The following is a 13,957-nucleotide window of genomic DNA, read 5'->3' as shown; positions in this document are numbered from 1 at the left end:
CTCCGTGGTCCTCCCCTGCGCAGTGGGGGAGGGGGACCAGCGAAGCTGGTGGAGGGGGCGGCCACACACATGGAAGCCGGCAATGCCCAATGAATCCATCGCCGCCGCGGTAAAGTCCGCTCTCGCTGCCGTCGAAATCCCCGGTGGCGGCGCGCTCGCCGGCTATGGCGGCCTCAGCGAGATCATCGTCACGTCCGGCGCGGTCGCCTTTGCGATTTCCGTTGCGCCCGGCATGGAGGCCGCTTTCGGCCCGGCCCGCGAACAGGCCCAGGCCGCGGCGCAGAAGGTCGCTGAGGGCCGCAAGGTCATGGTGTCGTTGACCTCCGATCGCGCCCAGGCGGCGGCCGGCCAGCCCAAGGCCCGGCCCGGCCCGCCGCAGCGCGAGGCGGTGACGGGCGTCCGCCACATCGTCGCCGTCGGCTCGGGCAAGGGCGGCGTCGGCAAATCCACCGTCGCGGTCAACCTCGCGCTCGGTTTCGCCGCCGAAGGCCTCCGCACCGGTATCCTCGATGCCGATCTCTATGGCCCGTCGATCCCGAAACTCCTCGGTCTCGAAGGCCAGCCGGCCGTGCGCGACGACGGCATCTTCACCCCGCACGAAGCCTTCGGGTTGAAGGCCATGTCGATCGGCTCCATGCTGACTGCCAACCAGGCCGTGGTCTGGCGCGGCCCTATGGCGACGTCGGCGCTGCGCCAACTGCTGCGCGAGACCGATTGGGGCGGGCTCGACGTGCTCGTCGTCGACCTGCCGCCCGGCACCGGCGATATCCAGATTTCGCTGGTCCAGCAGGTCCCACTGCTCGGCGCAGTGATCGTCTCGACCCCGCAGGATCTGGCGCTAATCGATGCCCACAAGGCAATGGACATGCTGGCCCGGACCGGCGTTCCCATCCTCGGCCTCGTCGAGAACATGAGCTACTTCGTCGCCCCCGACACCGGCACGCGCTACGACATCTTCGGCCACGGCGGCGCGCGAGGCGCGGCCAAGACCTTCGGCGTCCCGTTCCTCGGCGAAGTCCCGCTCGTGATGGCCATCCGCGAAACCTCCGACGCTGGCCGCCCGGTGGTGGCCACCAATCCCGACGGCCCCGAGGCGCAGGCCTTCCGCGCCATCGTGCGCACACTCCTCGCGACGCATCCTCAGCTTCGGGCCTGAGCGGATGCTCGCGTTCACGCTTGCCACTGAAGCCGACCTCGACGCGATCATTGGTATCGCGCCCGCCGGCGCCGAACGCCGTGCCGCCATTGCCGCGCATGTCGCAGCGAGCGAGTGTCACATCGCGTGGCAGGACGGCGTTGCAGTCGGCTACCTGGTGCTCACGCGCACGTTCTTTCACTCGCCCTTCATCGAACTGCTGGTGGTCACGCCGGCCCTTCGTCGCACCGGCATTGGCCGGGGGCTCGTCGAGCACTGCATCGGACTTACCCCGCCGGGCGAGAAGCTCTGGACCTCGACCAACAAGTCCAACGCAGCGATGCGCAATCTCTTGCCGCAGCTGGGCTTTGTGGAGAGCGGCGGGATCGACAATCTCGATCCGGGCGACCCCGAACTGGTCTTCGTCCGGCTACCCTAGGCACCGTCAGTCGTGAACCGTGCCGGGGGTGACATCCTCCCCCTCCATTGCTATGCAATCGATTACATTGATCCTCATGTCGTGAATCGGCCGGGTGGATCGACCACAACGAGCGCCAAGCGCCACCCGATTCGAGGAGAGACCATGTTCGAGATCACCCGCGAGGACCTCGGCCCGAACTTCACCTTCGGCGCCGCCACCGCCGCCTACCAGATCGAGGGCGGCCAGATCGACGGCCGCGGCTCCTCGATCTGGGACACCTTCTCGGCCACCCCCGGCAACGTGAAGCGCGCCGACAATGGCTCTGTCGCCACCGACCACTACAACCGCTGGCCCGAGGACCTCGATCTCGTCCGCGACGGCGGTTTCGAGGCCTACCGCTTCTCTCTCGCCTGGCCGCGCCTCATCCCCGAGGGCATCGGCGCGATAAACCCCAAGGGCCTCGCATTCTACGATCGCCTCATCGACGGCATGCTCGAACGCGGCATCAAGCCCTATGCCACGCTCTACCACTGGGATCTGCCGAGCGCCCTCATGGACAAGGGCGGCTGGATGAACCGCGATATCGCCGGCTGGTTCGGTGAGTACGCCGCTCTGGTCGGCCGCCATTTCGGCGATCGCCTGCATGCCACGGCGACCATCAACGAGCCCTGGTGCGTCGCCTTCCTCAGCCACTTCCTAGGCATCCACGCGCCCGGCTATCGCGACGTCCGCGCCGCCGCCCGCGCCATGCACCACGTTCTGCTCGCCCACGGCACCGCCATCGATGCCCTGCGCGCCGAGGGCGCCAAAAACCTCGGCATCGTGCTCAATCTCGAAAAGGCCGAACCTGCCTCCGACAGCGCCGAGGATCAGCTCGCCTTCGACTATGGCGATGCCCTGTTCAACCGCTGGTATCTCGATGGCCTGTTCAAGGGCCGCTACCCCGAGCTACTGACCAACAGGCTGGCGCAGTACCTGCCCGACGGTTTCGAGAAGGACATGGAGGTCGTCTCCCGCCCGCTCGACTGGCTCGGCATCAACTACTACACGCGCGGGCTCTACAAGTATGACGCGACGCGGCCGGTCTTCCCCTACACCGGTATCAAGGGCGACCTGCCCAAGTCCGATCTCGGCTGGGAAATCTACCCCAAGGGCCTCGAGGACCTGCTGGTGCGCGTCAGCCGCGAATACACCAAGCTCCCGCTCTACATCACCGAAACCGGCATGAGCGAAACCGACGACACGCGCCGGGTGAAGTTCTACGACAGCCACCTCCGCGCTGTGGCCAACGCCCAGGCACAGGGCGCCGACGTGCGCGGCTTCTTCGCCTGGTCACTGCTCGACAATTACGAATGGGCCGAAGGCTACACCTCCCGCTTCGGCATCGTGCACGTCGACTACGAGACCCAGAAGCGCACGCCCAAGGGGAGCTACCGAGCATTCCAGGGGATGCTGCACAATACGCGGTGATCGAACGGTGGGTGGTTGGGGCCACCCCCCCACCACGCTTCGCGTGGTCCCCCTCCCCACAAGGGAGAGGGAAACCCGACTGCAATCCCGGAGCTAGCGGCTGTCCGCTTTCCCTTCCCCTTGTGGGAAGGGGGGACCGGCGAAGCCGGTGGGTGGGGGGTGCGCCACAGCCTCGATGTCTGTGTGCCGCTACCGAAACACCAGCAGCCGAACCGCCAGCAGGATCGACACCACCACCACCAGCGGCCGGATGAGTCGCGCGCCGAACCGGATCCCGGTCAGCGCCCCGAGGTATCCCCCGATCACCTGCCCGATGATCATCACCCCCGCCACCGGCCACACCACGTCGCCCGACGGAATGAACAGCGCCAGTGCCCCGAGGTTGGAGGTGAGGTTCAGCGCCTTGGTGTTGCCGGCCGCCCGCGTCACCCCCAGCCCGAACAGCGTGACGAAGCCGAGCGTCAGGAACGAGCCGGTCCCCGGGCCGAGGATGCCGTCATAGTAGCCGATGACGAACCCCATCACCGGCGCGAAGAGCGCGAAGGACAGCCGCGCATGGCTGTCCTCGTCCGTCAGCTTCGGCGCGAAGGCGAAATAGATGGCGATGGCGATCAGCGCCACCGGCACCGCGTAGCTCAGGAGCCTCGTGTCGACCTGCTTCACCGACAGGGCGCCGAGGAAGGCACCGGCAAAGGTCAGCGGAATGGCGACACCCAGCGCCTTGAACGACACGAACCCGCGCCGCCAGTAGGTAGCCGCGGCGATGGCCGTGCCAACCACCGATTGCACCTTGTTGGTGCCGAATGCGGCGACCGGGGGTATCCCTACGGCGAGCAGCGCGGGCAGGGCAATCAGCCCGCCCCCACCCGCAATGGCATCAACGAACCCCGCCAGCAAGCCGACGAATCCCAAGGCGACAAGCGTCAGCAGGTCGAAGGTCAAAGGAGGGTCGATATCCCCGGCGGCACCCCACCCATGATCGACAGCAGCGCCTCGAGCTGCGCCTTGCGCAGCGGCGTCCAGTCGGCCGTGCGCGACACGATCAGGTTCGCTTCCGACTGCATGATCAGCCCGTCCTCGAGCACGCGCAGCTGGTTGGCCGCAAGCGTCGAGCCCGACGAGGTGATATCGACGATGAGGTCGGCCGAACCCGCCGCTGGAGCGGCTTCCGTGGCGCCGGCGCTCTCGACGATCCGGTACTCGGCGATGCCGTATTTGGCGAAATGCCGCCGCGTCAGGTTCACATACTTGGTTGCAACGCGCAGCCAGCGGCCATGCCGGGCGCGGAAATCGGACGCGACGTCGGCGAGATCGCTCATCTGCTGCACGTCGATCCACGAATCGGGGATCGCCACCACCACATTGGCCTCGCCGAACCCGAGGCCGCGCACGAACAGCACGTTCTCCTCGCCGTTCTCTGATGCTTCGTGGATCAGGTCAGACCCGGTGACGCCGATATCGACGCCGCCGAGGATCAGCTCGCGCGCGATCTCGGCCGCCGGATAAAAGCGCACCGTCACCTGCGGCTGGTTCTTGATCGAGCCGATATAGCTGCGCGCGCCGCCCGGGCGGGCGATGGTCAGCCGCGAGGTCGAGAACGCCTTGCGGGTCAATTCTTCCAGCCGGCCCTTGCTCGGCACGGCGAGGGTCAATCCGCCGGGAAGCCCGTTCATTGCGTTGCCTCCCGTTCCAGCCGGTCCACCCAGAGCGCACAGCCCGAGGCCTTTACCGGCTCCGGCGCACCGAGCCGCTCCAGCATGCGGTCATATTCGCCGCCCGAGGCCAGCACTTCGCCATCGGTGCCCGTCATCTCGAACACGATGCCGGTGTAATAGTCGAGCCGCGGCGAAAAGCTCGCATCGAAGATCACATCGGCGCCCGGCGACAGCGCCTGCAGCGCCGCTGCGTGATTGCGGACTTGGTACAGCGGCTCGTCGAAATCGAACCCGACTTCCTTGCACATCTCGGAAATGCGGTCGAAGGCCGTGTTGGCGCTCTCCGCGACCGCCAGATAGCTCTGCAGCAGCGCGACCGTATCCGGATCGATCGGCGCCGCGTCGAGCGCCTGCTTTTCGAGATAGCGGTCGGCGATCTCTTCGGGCGTGCGGCTGCCGATGAGGCTGAGCCCGCCCGAAAGCATCGCGTCGGTGACTATCTCGATCACCGTGTCGCGGCTGTCCGGGGCAGGGCCTTCGATCTTTTCTTCGGGGTTCGCCAGCCGATCCATCAGCCGCGCCAACGCCTCGGGATGCCCGAAGCGGTGCCGGATGCGGCTGCGCCAGGCGAGCGGCACGTTGGACGCCTCGAGGAAGGACTCAAACAGCCCCACGCCGCCGAGGCGCACATTGGGCGAGGTGATGTCGTAGATGGCGAGCGCCCAGCGCGCAAAGGTCAGCACCTGGTCGAGCGCATTATCCGCATCGGGCTGGCCGAGCAGCTCGAGCCCGGCCTGCTCGAACTCCACCGGGGTCGAATTCTGCTGCCGGAAGATCGGGCCGAGATAGGTGAAGGCCGAAGCCACCCCCATCATGCCGTCCTCGATATATTGCTGCGCGATCGGCAGGGTGAAATCCGGGCGGAGGCAGTACTCGAGCCCATTATTGGTCGTGGTCAGCAGCAGGTTCCGTCCGAACTCCTCGCCCGCAAGGTCGAAATACGGCCCGGCCGGCAGCAGCAGCGGCACCTCGGCGCGCGTCACCGTGCGCGACTCAACCAGCCGCACCAGAGCGGCATATCGCTCCGACGCTGTCTTCACTTGTTGGCCTTGAGGTAGGCGGCCACGGCGGGCAGCGCGGAAATGGCGGCGACGATCGACTCGAGATCCCAATCGCATTCGAACTGACCCGGACGCGCCGCCTTGTACTCGGCATTGTCCTTGATCCCGGCTGCGGCTTCCTTGCCGACGATCAGGTCCTTGATCTGCACCTTGTTGTTCTCGCGCTCCTGGCTGCCCTCGATGATCACGGCCGGGGAATTGCGCTTGTCGGCATAGGCGACCTGCTTGCCGAAATTCTTGGTGTTGCCCATGAACATCTCGGCCCGGATCCCGGCCTTGCGCAGGGCAGACGTGATCGCCTGATAACGCGCCGTCTGCTCCTTATCCATCACGAGGACGACCACCGGACCAACTGGCTCGGTTGCGCCAAGGTTGCCCGTGAGCTTCAGCGCATTGGCGAGGCGGGAGACGCCGATGGAAAAGCCCGTCGCCGGCACCGGCTCGGCGCGGAAGCGCGACACCAGCCCGTCATAACGGCCACCGCCGCCGACCGACCCGAACACCACGTCCTGACCTTTTTCGTTCTGGACTTTGAAGGTCAGTTCGATCTCGAAGACAGGGCCGGTGTAGTACTCGAGGCCGCGGACGACGGAGGGGTCGATCTTGATGCGCTCCGCTCCCATATCCGAGTAACCAGCCGCGTCGAACAGTCGATTCATGGCTTCGAGTTCGTCACAGCCAGCCGCTAGAGTCGGGTTGGCCTCATTTCCGCGCCGCATATTGTCGATTGTAATGCCGTTGGCAGCGCCGCCGGCGCCAGACCCATGCTCGCCCCACCCGGTAAGATTCAAGATCCGGTCGATATGGCTCGGCGGTAGGTTCGCGCCATGGGTGAAGTCGCCACTTTCGTCCTTGCGACCATCGCCAAGTAGCGCCCGGACGCCACCGAGGCCGAGACGATCAAGCTTGTCGACGGCGCGCATGATGATCAGCCAACGATCGTCGTCTTCGACCTCAAGCAACTCGCGAAGGCCGTCGAATACCTTCCGGTTGTTCACCTTCACCACGTACTTCCCGGCCAGGCCGAGCGCATCCATGGTGTCCGCCATCATCATGCACATCTCGGCATCGGCCTCTGGGCCGGCGGCCCCGACCGTATCCGCATCGAACTGCATGAATTGCCGGAATCGCCCCGGCCCCGGCTTCTCGTTGCGGAAGACGTAGCCCGCCCGGTACGAGCGATAAGGCCGGGCGAGGTCGTTGAAATTCTCGGCGAAGTGCCGGGCCAGCGGCGCGGTGAGATCGTAGCGGAGGCTCAGCCACTGCTCGTCGTCGTCCTGCAGCGAGAAGACGCCGGCGTTCGGCCGGTCAGTATCGGGCAGGAACTTGCCCAGCGTCTCGGTGTATTCGAACAGCGGCGTCTCGACCGGATCGAAGCCATAGCGCTCGTACACCGTGCGGATCTTGCGCACCATCTCGTCGACGGCCGCGATCTCGGCGGGCAAACGGTCCTCGAAGCCGCGCGGCAGCCGCGGCGCGATGAGCTTCTTCTTGTCGGTCATGATCGGTATTTGGGTGAGCCCGGAATCTGAGGCTGTCTCGTAACGGAAACCCCCCTTTGACTCAAGGAAGGTGGGTGTGTCGATGCGGCAACAGTGCCTTACAGGGTGCGTCAGCCTGTCGCAATAGGGGTTGGCGCCGAACGGAATCAGGCGTATCAGCCCACTCGTTCAACGCCAGCAACAGAGGAGGCGTGCATATGACCATGTTCAATCACGTCTCGGGCCCTGGCGTTCTTCCAGCCGGAATCGCTCGCGCCTAGTGCGCCGATCCCTCCCCGGGATCATTCCATCCGGCCTTACCTAGCCTCCGCCTGCACATCGTAACCGGCTTCGCCATGGCACGCCTTCGCGCGTGTCGATTCCGTCGCCGCCCATTCGTCTTTCAACCAGAGGACCGGGCCGCTTTGCGCCCGGATTGCCACCATGACTCTCGAACTCCGCACGAACACCCGTCGCTCCCACACCGGTATCGCCGGCGCATTGGTCTCAGCCATTGTCACGAGACTTGCCAGCGCCCAGCTGGCGCGCGCTGAACGCCGGCAACAGTCGCGCGGGTCACCGCCACTGTCGCAGCACCTCAGGCGCGACGTCGGGCTGATGCCCGAAGTGCTCGAGCCCAGGAGCCACTGGGACTTTCCGTAGGCGAGCCGCCTGGCGGCTCGTCCTCCCGAGGCGAAGCCCACCGGGCTTCGTCCTCTCAGATCATTTCGTGAGGGAAAAATGATCACCCTTCTGCGCGACTACAGTGAAGGTCGCATCGTCGAGGCGTTCGACGCCGAGGTAGAGCGAGGGCTCAACCTCTTCGACCGAGTCCGGCTGTTCATGCTGAAACGCAAGGCCAACGCGATGCTCAAACGCACCATTGGCCCGCACCCCATCGGCCGCCCGGCGAACCTGTCGCCGCATCTGCTGAAGGATATCGGCCTGCCGCCTGACTTCCGCTGCTGACTCGCGCTCCCCCTCGGGGGAGCGCATCCACCGCAAATCAACTCAAGGAGCCGGCGCTCACCGCGTCCGGACACGACCATGCGTTTGCAAAATTTCCTGCCCCTCCGGCGCCGCACACGTCCGGCTCCGGAGCCCACCGTCAACCGGAACCGCACCGAGTGGCCGCTACCCGACGATCGGCTCTCTACGGTCGCCCTGTTGGCGCTGCTGCTGTACCGGCCGTAGGGCCTTCATCCTCCCCTGCGCAGCGGGGGAGGGGGACCAGCAAAGCTGGTGGAGGGGGCGAGGCTGGACTCGGTTCGTGTGATCGCCCCCTCCACCGCCTCCGGCGGCCCCCTCCTCGTAAACGGGGGAGGCTAAGGCCGCTTCAACCCCGCCCGCGCCGCTTCGCTCTCCGCCCGGCAGAAGCACCCGTCGACATGATCGTTCACCAGCCCCATCGCCTGCATGAACGCATAGACCGTGGTCGGCCCGACGAACGAGAAGCCGCGCTTGCGCAGATCCTTGCTCAGCGCCTTGGAAGCCTCGGTCTGTGCCGGAATGCTCCCCGCCATGATCGGCCCCGCCACCGGCTCGGGCTCGAACCCCCAGATGTAATGGGCCAACGAGCCGAACTCGCGGATGATCTCCTGCGCGCGCTTGGCATTGTTGATGGTCGAGGCGATCTTGCCGCGATGCCGGATGATGCCTGCGTCGAGCACCAGCCGCTCGATATCGGCCTCGCCCATCGCCGCCACCTTGTCGATGTCGAAACCCAGGAACGCCGCGCGAAAATTCTCGCGCTTGCGCAGGATGGTGATCCACGCCAGCCCCGACTGGAACCCCTCGAGGCAGAGCTTTTCGAACAGCCGGTTGTCGTCCGTCACCGGCCGGCCCCACTCCTCGTCGTGGTAGCCGATATAGAGCGGATCGCTTCCGGCCCAGAAGCAGCGGGTGAGGGGCGGCGTTGACATGCGGGTCTCCAGGTAAATAGTGGCGCCTACGCGAATCGGCTGGGGGGCTGGGCCGTGATCGTTCCGCAGGATTTGAAGGCATTGATCGTCGACGACAATGCCCATGCGCGTGCCGCCATGGCTGCCACGTTGCGCAAGCTTGGTCTTGCTGAAATTGACGAGCACACCGGCGCCGCCTCCGCCACCGGCGCCATCCTCGGCACGCGCTACGATATCGTATTCCTGGATTGGTACATGCCGGAAATGACCGGCGGCGCGCTGCTCGAGATCCTCGGCAGCCCGTATTTCCCGGCCGGCAAACGACCGCCGGTGGTGATGGTCACCGCCTATCCCAATCGCGACACCTTCGCCCGGGCCCGCGAACTCGGCGTCGGCGAAATCCTCGTAAAGCCTTTCACCGTGGCACAGGTCGCCACCGCACTCGGCAAGCTGGTCCCCGGCGGATGGGACCTCGAGGAAGAGCAGGGCGCCGCGCAGGTTTTGCTGTAGACGGTCGCGCTGCCCGAGCTCATCTGTCCCGTTGCGCACCGCAAATCACCCAAACTTTACTATAACGCTTCACGACCCTTTCGATATTCTCTCCGATACTGCCCGCCGCCCCAGCTCCCCGGGGCGTAAACTGATGAGTGTGCCATGCTGCGTAAGTCTCGCGCGGTGCTTGCCGCAACCGCTGTTGTTCTGGCGTCTACCGTCTTCGTCGATACGGCCCAGGCCGCCCAGCGCTTCTTCCTGTTCGATCGACTGGATTCGATGAGCGACGCCAAGCCGCGGTCCGAGGTTCGGATGAAGAGCGGCAAGATCAAGCTCGCGCCCCAGTTCCGCCGCCAGGTCGTCGCCTATGCCGGCAACCAGAAGCCCGGCACCATCATCGTCAACACCGGCGAGAAGTTCCTCTATCTGGTGCTCCCCAACGGCAAGGCCATGCGCTACGGCATCGGCACCGCCCGTGACGGTTTCGAGTGGAGCGGCAGCCACCGGGTGACGCGCAAGGCCGAGTGGCCCGGCTGGACCCCGCCGCCCGAAATGCGCCGGCGCCAGCCCAATCTCCCGGCCCACATGGCTGGCGGCATCAACAACCCGCTCGGCGCCCGCGCCATCTATATCGGCTCGACGCTCTACCGCATCCACGGCACCAACGAGCCCTGGACCATCGGCCAGAACGTGTCGTCGGGCTGCATCCGCATGGTCAATGCCGACGTGGAAGATCTGTACGAACGCGTAAAAATTGGCGCGAAGGTGATTGTTCTTTAGTTAGGATTTTCGACGACACTGACCCCCGGATTTCTGGGGGTTTTGGTCGCTATGCGCGGTCTGGTGGATCTTCTCATACGGTTCCGCGACGATGAGCGCGGTGTCTTCGCGGTGATTTTCGGCGTCATGGCGATTGCCATTGTCGCCTTCGCCGGCGCCGCGGTCGACTACACGCATGTCGAAACGGTGCGTGCCCGGGCGCAGGTGGCTCTCGATTCCGCCGCCCTTGGCCTGCAGCCGACCATCTTCGACACGCCCGCGCCCACCTCGGAAGCTCTGAAGGCGAGCGCACTCTCCCTGCTCAACGAACGGCTGGGCGATGCCAGCGCTGTAACCAATGTCGACGTCGCAACCTCCAGCACCGGCGACGGTACGCTGCACCTAGAGGCCACCGTCACCGTCAGCACCGCCTTCGTGCAACTGGTCGGCATCCCCTCGATGACCACCCGCATCGTCTCGGAGGCAACCCGCAAGCGCCTCAACCTCGAAGTCGCCATGGTGCTCGATAACTCGGGCTCGATGGGTCAGCTGAGCCGCATGACCAACCTGAAGAAGGCGGCCCTTTGCGCGATGAACGTCCTGTTCAACGCATTGGATGAATGCACGGACGCCAAGGTTACGGCAACCAACGACCTGGCGCCGACCGAGCCGAACATCTGGATCGGCATCGTTCCCTTCACCGGCTTCGTCAATGTCGGCACCGGCAACAAGACCGCGACCTGGATGGACACGGCCGGTCTCTCCAGCATCGCCAACGACAATTTTGACAACGACGACAACGAGGCGACGCCGTACACTGGCGCCGTCAATCGTTTCGCTCTCTACACCGCGATGGGGGTGAGTTGGCGCGGTTGTGTCGAAGCGCGGCCCTACCCGTACGACACGAACGACACCGAACCGACCTCAGCCACGCCCGACACGCTCTTCGTGCCGCAGTTCGCGCCGGATACGCCGGATTCGGGCGGGTACCAGAATTCGTACAAGAGCGACAGGCCGAACGCCTGCACCAACAAGGACGCCGGCACCTGGGTCGAGACGAGCGAGAAAACCAACTGCAGCACTCAGACCTATAGCAGCTGCGGCAACACTCCCACTGTCACACGGACCCAGACCTCATGGAGTGGCGCGTCGGTGTCTCCTGCTGCCAGCACTGCGCCGGCCTCCATGCCAGACAAGAACGGCGTGGAGATCACGGCGGATTGCTCCACTACCACCAGCAGCGTCCGGACCAGCAAGAATCCCAACCGCTACCGTCTGACCAGCACCAAGACCTGCTCCTATCAATTCTCCGACCGCGTGTTGCAGGAGCGCTTGTGCAAGTACACCGGCAGCGCCAGCGGCGGCTCGCCCAACGATGACTGTCCGACCAATGCGCTGACCCCGCTCACTGCGACCAAGTCGACGGTGAAGACTGCAATCGACGCAATGTCCCCGCAGGGCTACACCAACATCCACCAGGGTGCGATCTGGGGCTTTCACATGCTGACGCCCACCGCACCACTGACCCAGGCCAAGCCTCCCGAGGCGGCGACGTCGAAGGTGATGATCCTGATGACGGACGGCGAGAACACCGTCGACAACTACGGCTCGACAATGAACCTGGCCGATACCTTCCAGGCTTATGGCTGGCCGGGCGCGCCTTCCCAGAATGGCGGCACGTCCTACAACGGACGCATATTCAGCACCGACTATCCCCTGCCCTCGAACGACGACGAGGTAACGGCCGCGATGGATAGCCGGGCGCTCGAGTCGTGCGCGAATGCCAAGCTGGCCGGCATCTCGATCTACACGATCGGCCTCAATGCCCCGAACCAGAAGACCATCGACCTGCTGACGAACTGCGCCACTACAAGCTCAATGGCCTACTTCCCCACGCAGTCGAGCGAACTCACCGCTGTGTTCAAGGAAATCGCCGACGAACTCGCCAATCTGCGACTGTCGGAATAACCGGTTGGGTCACTGAAGGTCGGTGGTAAGCTACGACTGGCCTCACCTGTCATCCCAGCGAAAGCGGGGACCCAACGGGCAGGCTGCGCCGGCGGAGAAATGAATCCCTGCCTTCGCAGGGATGACACCGGCGGTAATTGAAAGAAAGAAGCCGTGGCTAGTTCGCCAAGACGAACCGCTTGCCGCCCGGAAAGGCGGCGAGCGCCGCTTCCTGTTCGCGCTCGGTGAGGCCTTCGAAGCTGACCGTCATGATCGCCTCGGGCTCGTCCTTGGGCGCGATGTGGGGAACGGGGCGCGACGCGGGGCGCAGTCTCGCCGCCAGCGCCAGCCTCGCGCGAGCGCTCGCTTCAGTCGACGTCAAACGCACCACACGACGCTCCATCCGGCTTGTCCCTCCTTGGGGCAGCGCAACAACGCGATAGAGACGGCGCAGGTTGCCGGTGTTAGGCACTTTTCCGATCATATCCGCGTCAACTCGAACTTCTGGCACAGGGCGCCCTTGCACCCGTTGATGGTGATGGTGTCGCCGTCGACCAGGGTCAGCGTGCCTTTGACGACTTCGCCCATGTACTCGGCACTGCCGCGCCACTTGTTCTCGAGCGCGCGCTTGGCTCCCATCAGCACGTAGCTGTTGAGATAGGGCAGGTTCTCCGCGGTTCTGGCGTCGTCGCGCAGCCACACCAGCTTGGCGCACACCTGCGTGCCGTCACCGCAGAGCGTCACCTCAAAGCGGGATTCCCCGCTGACGGTCTCCCAGGTGCCGGCTGGCGACTGGGCCGCGAAGGCGGGCGTCAGCGACAGAGCAGCGGTGGCGAAGGCAAAAGCGGCGATCGACGAACGAATGATCATTTCGGCCCCCCGGGGCATTGATGAAGGAAGTGTTGACGTCCGTTTCACACCATTCGCCTTGAACCCACGGCCAACCCCCCATTCAGTTGGCGTTCATCCGATTTCCGCCCGAACCAGTGCCATCCGCTCCTCGAGCGGCAGCGGCGGTATCCGCACCAGCTCGAACCCCAGCCGTTCGTACGCGGCGACATGGAACGCCTCGAACCGCTGCGAGTCCGCCAGCGAGATCCGCCGCGCGTCGGTGGGCGTGATGAAGCCGAGCAGCTCGACGAACAGCACCCGCCGCTCGAACTCACGCCGCTCCATGCTCTCGGCGATCGCCCGCTCCAGCAGCGCCGGAATGGGGTGACCGAGATACTCGGCCAGCGCCAGGGTGCAGACCAGCGAACGGTCCGACACCCGCACCTCGCCCAGCGCCGGCCGCGCCACCCGCTGCACCTGCAGCTGCGCAATGGTCTCAGTGAACTCCAGCCGCATCCACGGCTCGGCGACGCCGAGCCCATGCTGCAGCGCAATGACATCGGTCGCCGCCTCCTCGACGACGTCGATCCCGTCGACTTCGAGCTGCCGGAGGATAAGCGTCTTGCCGGCGCCCGGAGCGCCGGTGAGGATGATTTCGCGGGCCATGCCTCGCTCCTGATGTGATTGGAGGACGCCGCGCACAGACCTGTGGCGGCGGCAGGATCGGTCAGTCAGGGGGATTGC

Annotated in this window: 17 protein-coding genes; 9 read left to right on the top strand and 8 right to left on the bottom strand. The window is 65.3% G+C overall.

Going from position 1 to position 13,957, the window contains the following annotated elements; genetic code table 11:
- The first annotated feature begins 82 nt into the window (after nt 1–82).
- The 3 genes from ACOYW5_RS08980 to ACOYW5_RS08970 all read left to right on the top strand — a co-directional run bounded on the left by ACOYW5_RS08980 (nt 83) and on the right by ACOYW5_RS08970 (nt 3,026).
- A complete protein-coding gene (locus tag ACOYW5_RS08980; protein WP_423068906.1) occupies nt 83–1,156 on the top strand; it encodes an Mrp/NBP35 family ATP-binding protein in 1,074 nt (357 codons plus the stop codon).
- Nucleotides 1,157–1,160: 4 nt separating this feature from the next.
- Nucleotides 1,161–1,574, top strand: coding sequence for a GNAT family N-acetyltransferase (locus tag ACOYW5_RS08975; RefSeq protein ID WP_423068905.1), 414 nt, complete (start codon nt 1,161–1,163; stop codon nt 1,572–1,574).
- A gap of 144 nt (nt 1,575–1,718) precedes the next feature.
- A complete protein-coding gene (locus tag ACOYW5_RS08970; protein WP_423068904.1) occupies nt 1,719–3,026 on the top strand; it encodes a GH1 family beta-glucosidase in 1,308 nt (435 codons plus the stop codon).
- A 189-nt stretch (nt 3,027–3,215) separates the two neighbouring features.
- Here ACOYW5_RS08970 and ACOYW5_RS08965 read toward each other — a convergent pair whose 3' ends face one another.
- Genes ACOYW5_RS08965 through hisS form a run of 4 tightly spaced genes read right to left on the bottom strand, consistent with a single transcriptional unit; the run spans nt 3,216 to nt 7,304 of the window.
- On the bottom strand, nt 3,216–3,968 hold the full coding sequence (locus tag ACOYW5_RS08965) for a TSUP family transporter (RefSeq protein ID WP_423068903.1): 753 nt from the start codon (nt 3,966–3,968) through the stop codon (nt 3,216–3,218).
- Nucleotides 3,965–4,699, bottom strand: a complete 735-nt coding sequence (hisG, locus tag ACOYW5_RS08960) for an ATP phosphoribosyltransferase (protein WP_423068902.1) — start codon at nt 4,697–4,699, stop codon at nt 3,965–3,967. Before hisG ends, ACOYW5_RS08965 begins: the two co-directional genes overlap by 4 nt.
- Nucleotides 4,696–5,781: an ATP phosphoribosyltransferase regulatory subunit gene (locus ACOYW5_RS08955; protein ID WP_423068901.1), complete on the bottom strand. Its 1,086-nt coding sequence runs from the start codon at nt 5,779–5,781 to the stop codon at nt 4,696–4,698. The genes hisG and ACOYW5_RS08955 overlap by 4 nt, the downstream gene beginning before the upstream one ends.
- Nucleotides 5,778–7,304, bottom strand: a complete 1,527-nt coding sequence (gene hisS / locus ACOYW5_RS08950; protein WP_423068900.1) for a histidine--tRNA ligase — start codon at nt 7,302–7,304, stop codon at nt 5,778–5,780. Before hisS ends, ACOYW5_RS08955 begins: the two co-directional genes overlap by 4 nt.
- Before the next feature lie 423 nt (nt 7,305–7,727).
- On the opposite strand from hisS, the gene ACOYW5_RS08945 reads away from it, so the two are divergent.
- From ACOYW5_RS08945 to ACOYW5_RS08935, 3 genes are all read left to right on the top strand, one after another.
- A complete protein-coding gene (locus ACOYW5_RS08945; protein ID WP_423068899.1) occupies nt 7,728–7,946 on the top strand; it encodes a hypothetical protein in 219 nt (72 codons plus the stop codon).
- Nucleotides 7,947–8,024: 78 nt separating this feature from the next.
- Nucleotides 8,025–8,252, top strand: coding sequence for a hypothetical protein (locus ACOYW5_RS08940; RefSeq protein WP_423068898.1), 228 nt, complete (start codon nt 8,025–8,027; stop codon nt 8,250–8,252).
- Nucleotides 8,253–8,330: 78 nt separating this feature from the next.
- Nucleotides 8,331–8,477 carry a hypothetical protein gene (locus tag ACOYW5_RS08935; RefSeq protein WP_423068897.1) on the top strand — a complete coding sequence of 49 codons (147 nt, stop codon included), beginning with the start codon at nt 8,331–8,333 and terminating at the stop codon, nt 8,475–8,477.
- Between the two features lie 131 nt (nt 8,478–8,608).
- On the opposite strand, the gene ACOYW5_RS08930 is transcribed toward ACOYW5_RS08935, so the two are convergent.
- On the bottom strand, nt 8,609–9,205 hold the full coding sequence (locus ACOYW5_RS08930) for a DNA-3-methyladenine glycosylase I (protein ID WP_423068896.1): 597 nt from the start codon (nt 9,203–9,205) through the stop codon (nt 8,609–8,611).
- 54 nt (nt 9,206–9,259) lie between these two features.
- On the opposite strand from ACOYW5_RS08930, the gene ACOYW5_RS08925 reads away from it, so the two are divergent.
- From ACOYW5_RS08925 to ACOYW5_RS08915, 3 genes are all read left to right on the top strand, one after another.
- Entirely contained in the window at nt 9,260–9,694 is a 435-nt protein-coding gene (locus ACOYW5_RS08925) for a response regulator (RefSeq protein ID WP_423068895.1), read from the top strand.
- 144 nt (nt 9,695–9,838) lie between these two features.
- Complete coding sequence (locus ACOYW5_RS08920) at nt 9,839–10,456, top strand: L,D-transpeptidase (RefSeq protein WP_423068894.1); 618 nt, start codon at nt 9,839–9,841, stop codon at nt 10,454–10,456.
- Nucleotides 10,457–10,519: 63 nt separating this feature from the next.
- On the top strand, nt 10,520–12,403 hold the full coding sequence (locus ACOYW5_RS08915) for a pilus assembly protein TadG-related protein (protein WP_423068893.1): 1,884 nt from the start codon (nt 10,520–10,522) through the stop codon (nt 12,401–12,403).
- Between the two features lie 157 nt (nt 12,404–12,560).
- Here ACOYW5_RS08915 and ACOYW5_RS08910 read toward each other — a convergent pair whose 3' ends face one another.
- The 3 genes from ACOYW5_RS08910 to ACOYW5_RS08900 form a co-directional block, all read right to left on the bottom strand.
- On the bottom strand, nt 12,561–12,770 hold the full coding sequence (locus ACOYW5_RS08910; protein ID WP_423068892.1) for a hypothetical protein: 210 nt from the start codon (nt 12,768–12,770) through the stop codon (nt 12,561–12,563).
- A 92-nt stretch (nt 12,771–12,862) separates the two neighbouring features.
- Nucleotides 12,863–13,252 (bottom strand): DUF2147 domain-containing protein, encoded by a 390-nt coding sequence (locus ACOYW5_RS08905; RefSeq protein WP_423068891.1) that lies wholly within the window; start codon nt 13,250–13,252, stop codon nt 12,863–12,865.
- A 93-nt stretch (nt 13,253–13,345) separates the two neighbouring features.
- Entirely contained in the window at nt 13,346–13,879 is a 534-nt protein-coding gene (locus tag ACOYW5_RS08900) for an AAA family ATPase (RefSeq protein ID WP_423068890.1), read from the bottom strand.
- Between the last annotated feature and the right edge of the window lie 78 nt (nt 13,880–13,957).

Origin of the sequence: Devosia sp. CN2-171 (assembly GCF_049354815.1) — a bacterium.
Taxonomy (GTDB): domain Bacteria; phylum Pseudomonadota; class Alphaproteobacteria; order Rhizobiales; family Devosiaceae; genus Devosia_A.
This window is presented reverse-complemented; position numbering and strand designations above follow the sequence as displayed.

What these genes read in the sequence shown, in the direction of transcription:
- ACOYW5_RS08905 (WP_423068891.1), bottom strand. Translation starts at nt 13,252, where the DNA reads ATGATCATTCGTTCGTCGATCGCCGCTTTTGCCTTCGCCACCGCTGCT.
- hisG (WP_423068902.1), bottom strand. Translation starts at nt 4,699, where the DNA reads ATGAACGGGCTTCCCGGCGGATTGACCCTCGCCGTGCCGAGCAAGGGC.
- ACOYW5_RS08920 (WP_423068894.1), top strand. Translation starts at nt 9,839, where the DNA reads ATGCTGCGTAAGTCTCGCGCGGTGCTTGCCGCAACCGCTGTTGTTCTG.
- ACOYW5_RS08940 (WP_423068898.1), top strand. Translation starts at nt 8,025, where the DNA reads ATGATCACCCTTCTGCGCGACTACAGTGAAGGTCGCATCGTCGAGGCG.
- ACOYW5_RS08945 (WP_423068899.1), top strand. Translation starts at nt 7,728, where the DNA reads ATGACTCTCGAACTCCGCACGAACACCCGTCGCTCCCACACCGGTATC.
- ACOYW5_RS08935 (WP_423068897.1), top strand. Translation starts at nt 8,331, where the DNA reads ATGCGTTTGCAAAATTTCCTGCCCCTCCGGCGCCGCACACGTCCGGCT.
- ACOYW5_RS08970 (WP_423068904.1), top strand. Translation starts at nt 1,719, where the DNA reads ATGTTCGAGATCACCCGCGAGGACCTCGGCCCGAACTTCACCTTCGGC.
- ACOYW5_RS08980 (WP_423068906.1), top strand. Translation starts at nt 83, where the DNA reads ATGCCCAATGAATCCATCGCCGCCGCGGTAAAGTCCGCTCTCGCTGCC.
- ACOYW5_RS08900 (WP_423068890.1), bottom strand. Translation starts at nt 13,879, where the DNA reads ATGGCCCGCGAAATCATCCTCACCGGCGCTCCGGGCGCCGGCAAGACG.
- ACOYW5_RS08975 (WP_423068905.1), top strand. Translation starts at nt 1,161, where the DNA reads ATGCTCGCGTTCACGCTTGCCACTGAAGCCGACCTCGACGCGATCATT.
- ACOYW5_RS08930 (WP_423068896.1), bottom strand. Translation starts at nt 9,205, where the DNA reads ATGTCAACGCCGCCCCTCACCCGCTGCTTCTGGGCCGGAAGCGATCCG.
- hisS (WP_423068900.1), bottom strand. Translation starts at nt 7,304, where the DNA reads ATGACCGACAAGAAGAAGCTCATCGCGCCGCGGCTGCCGCGCGGCTTC.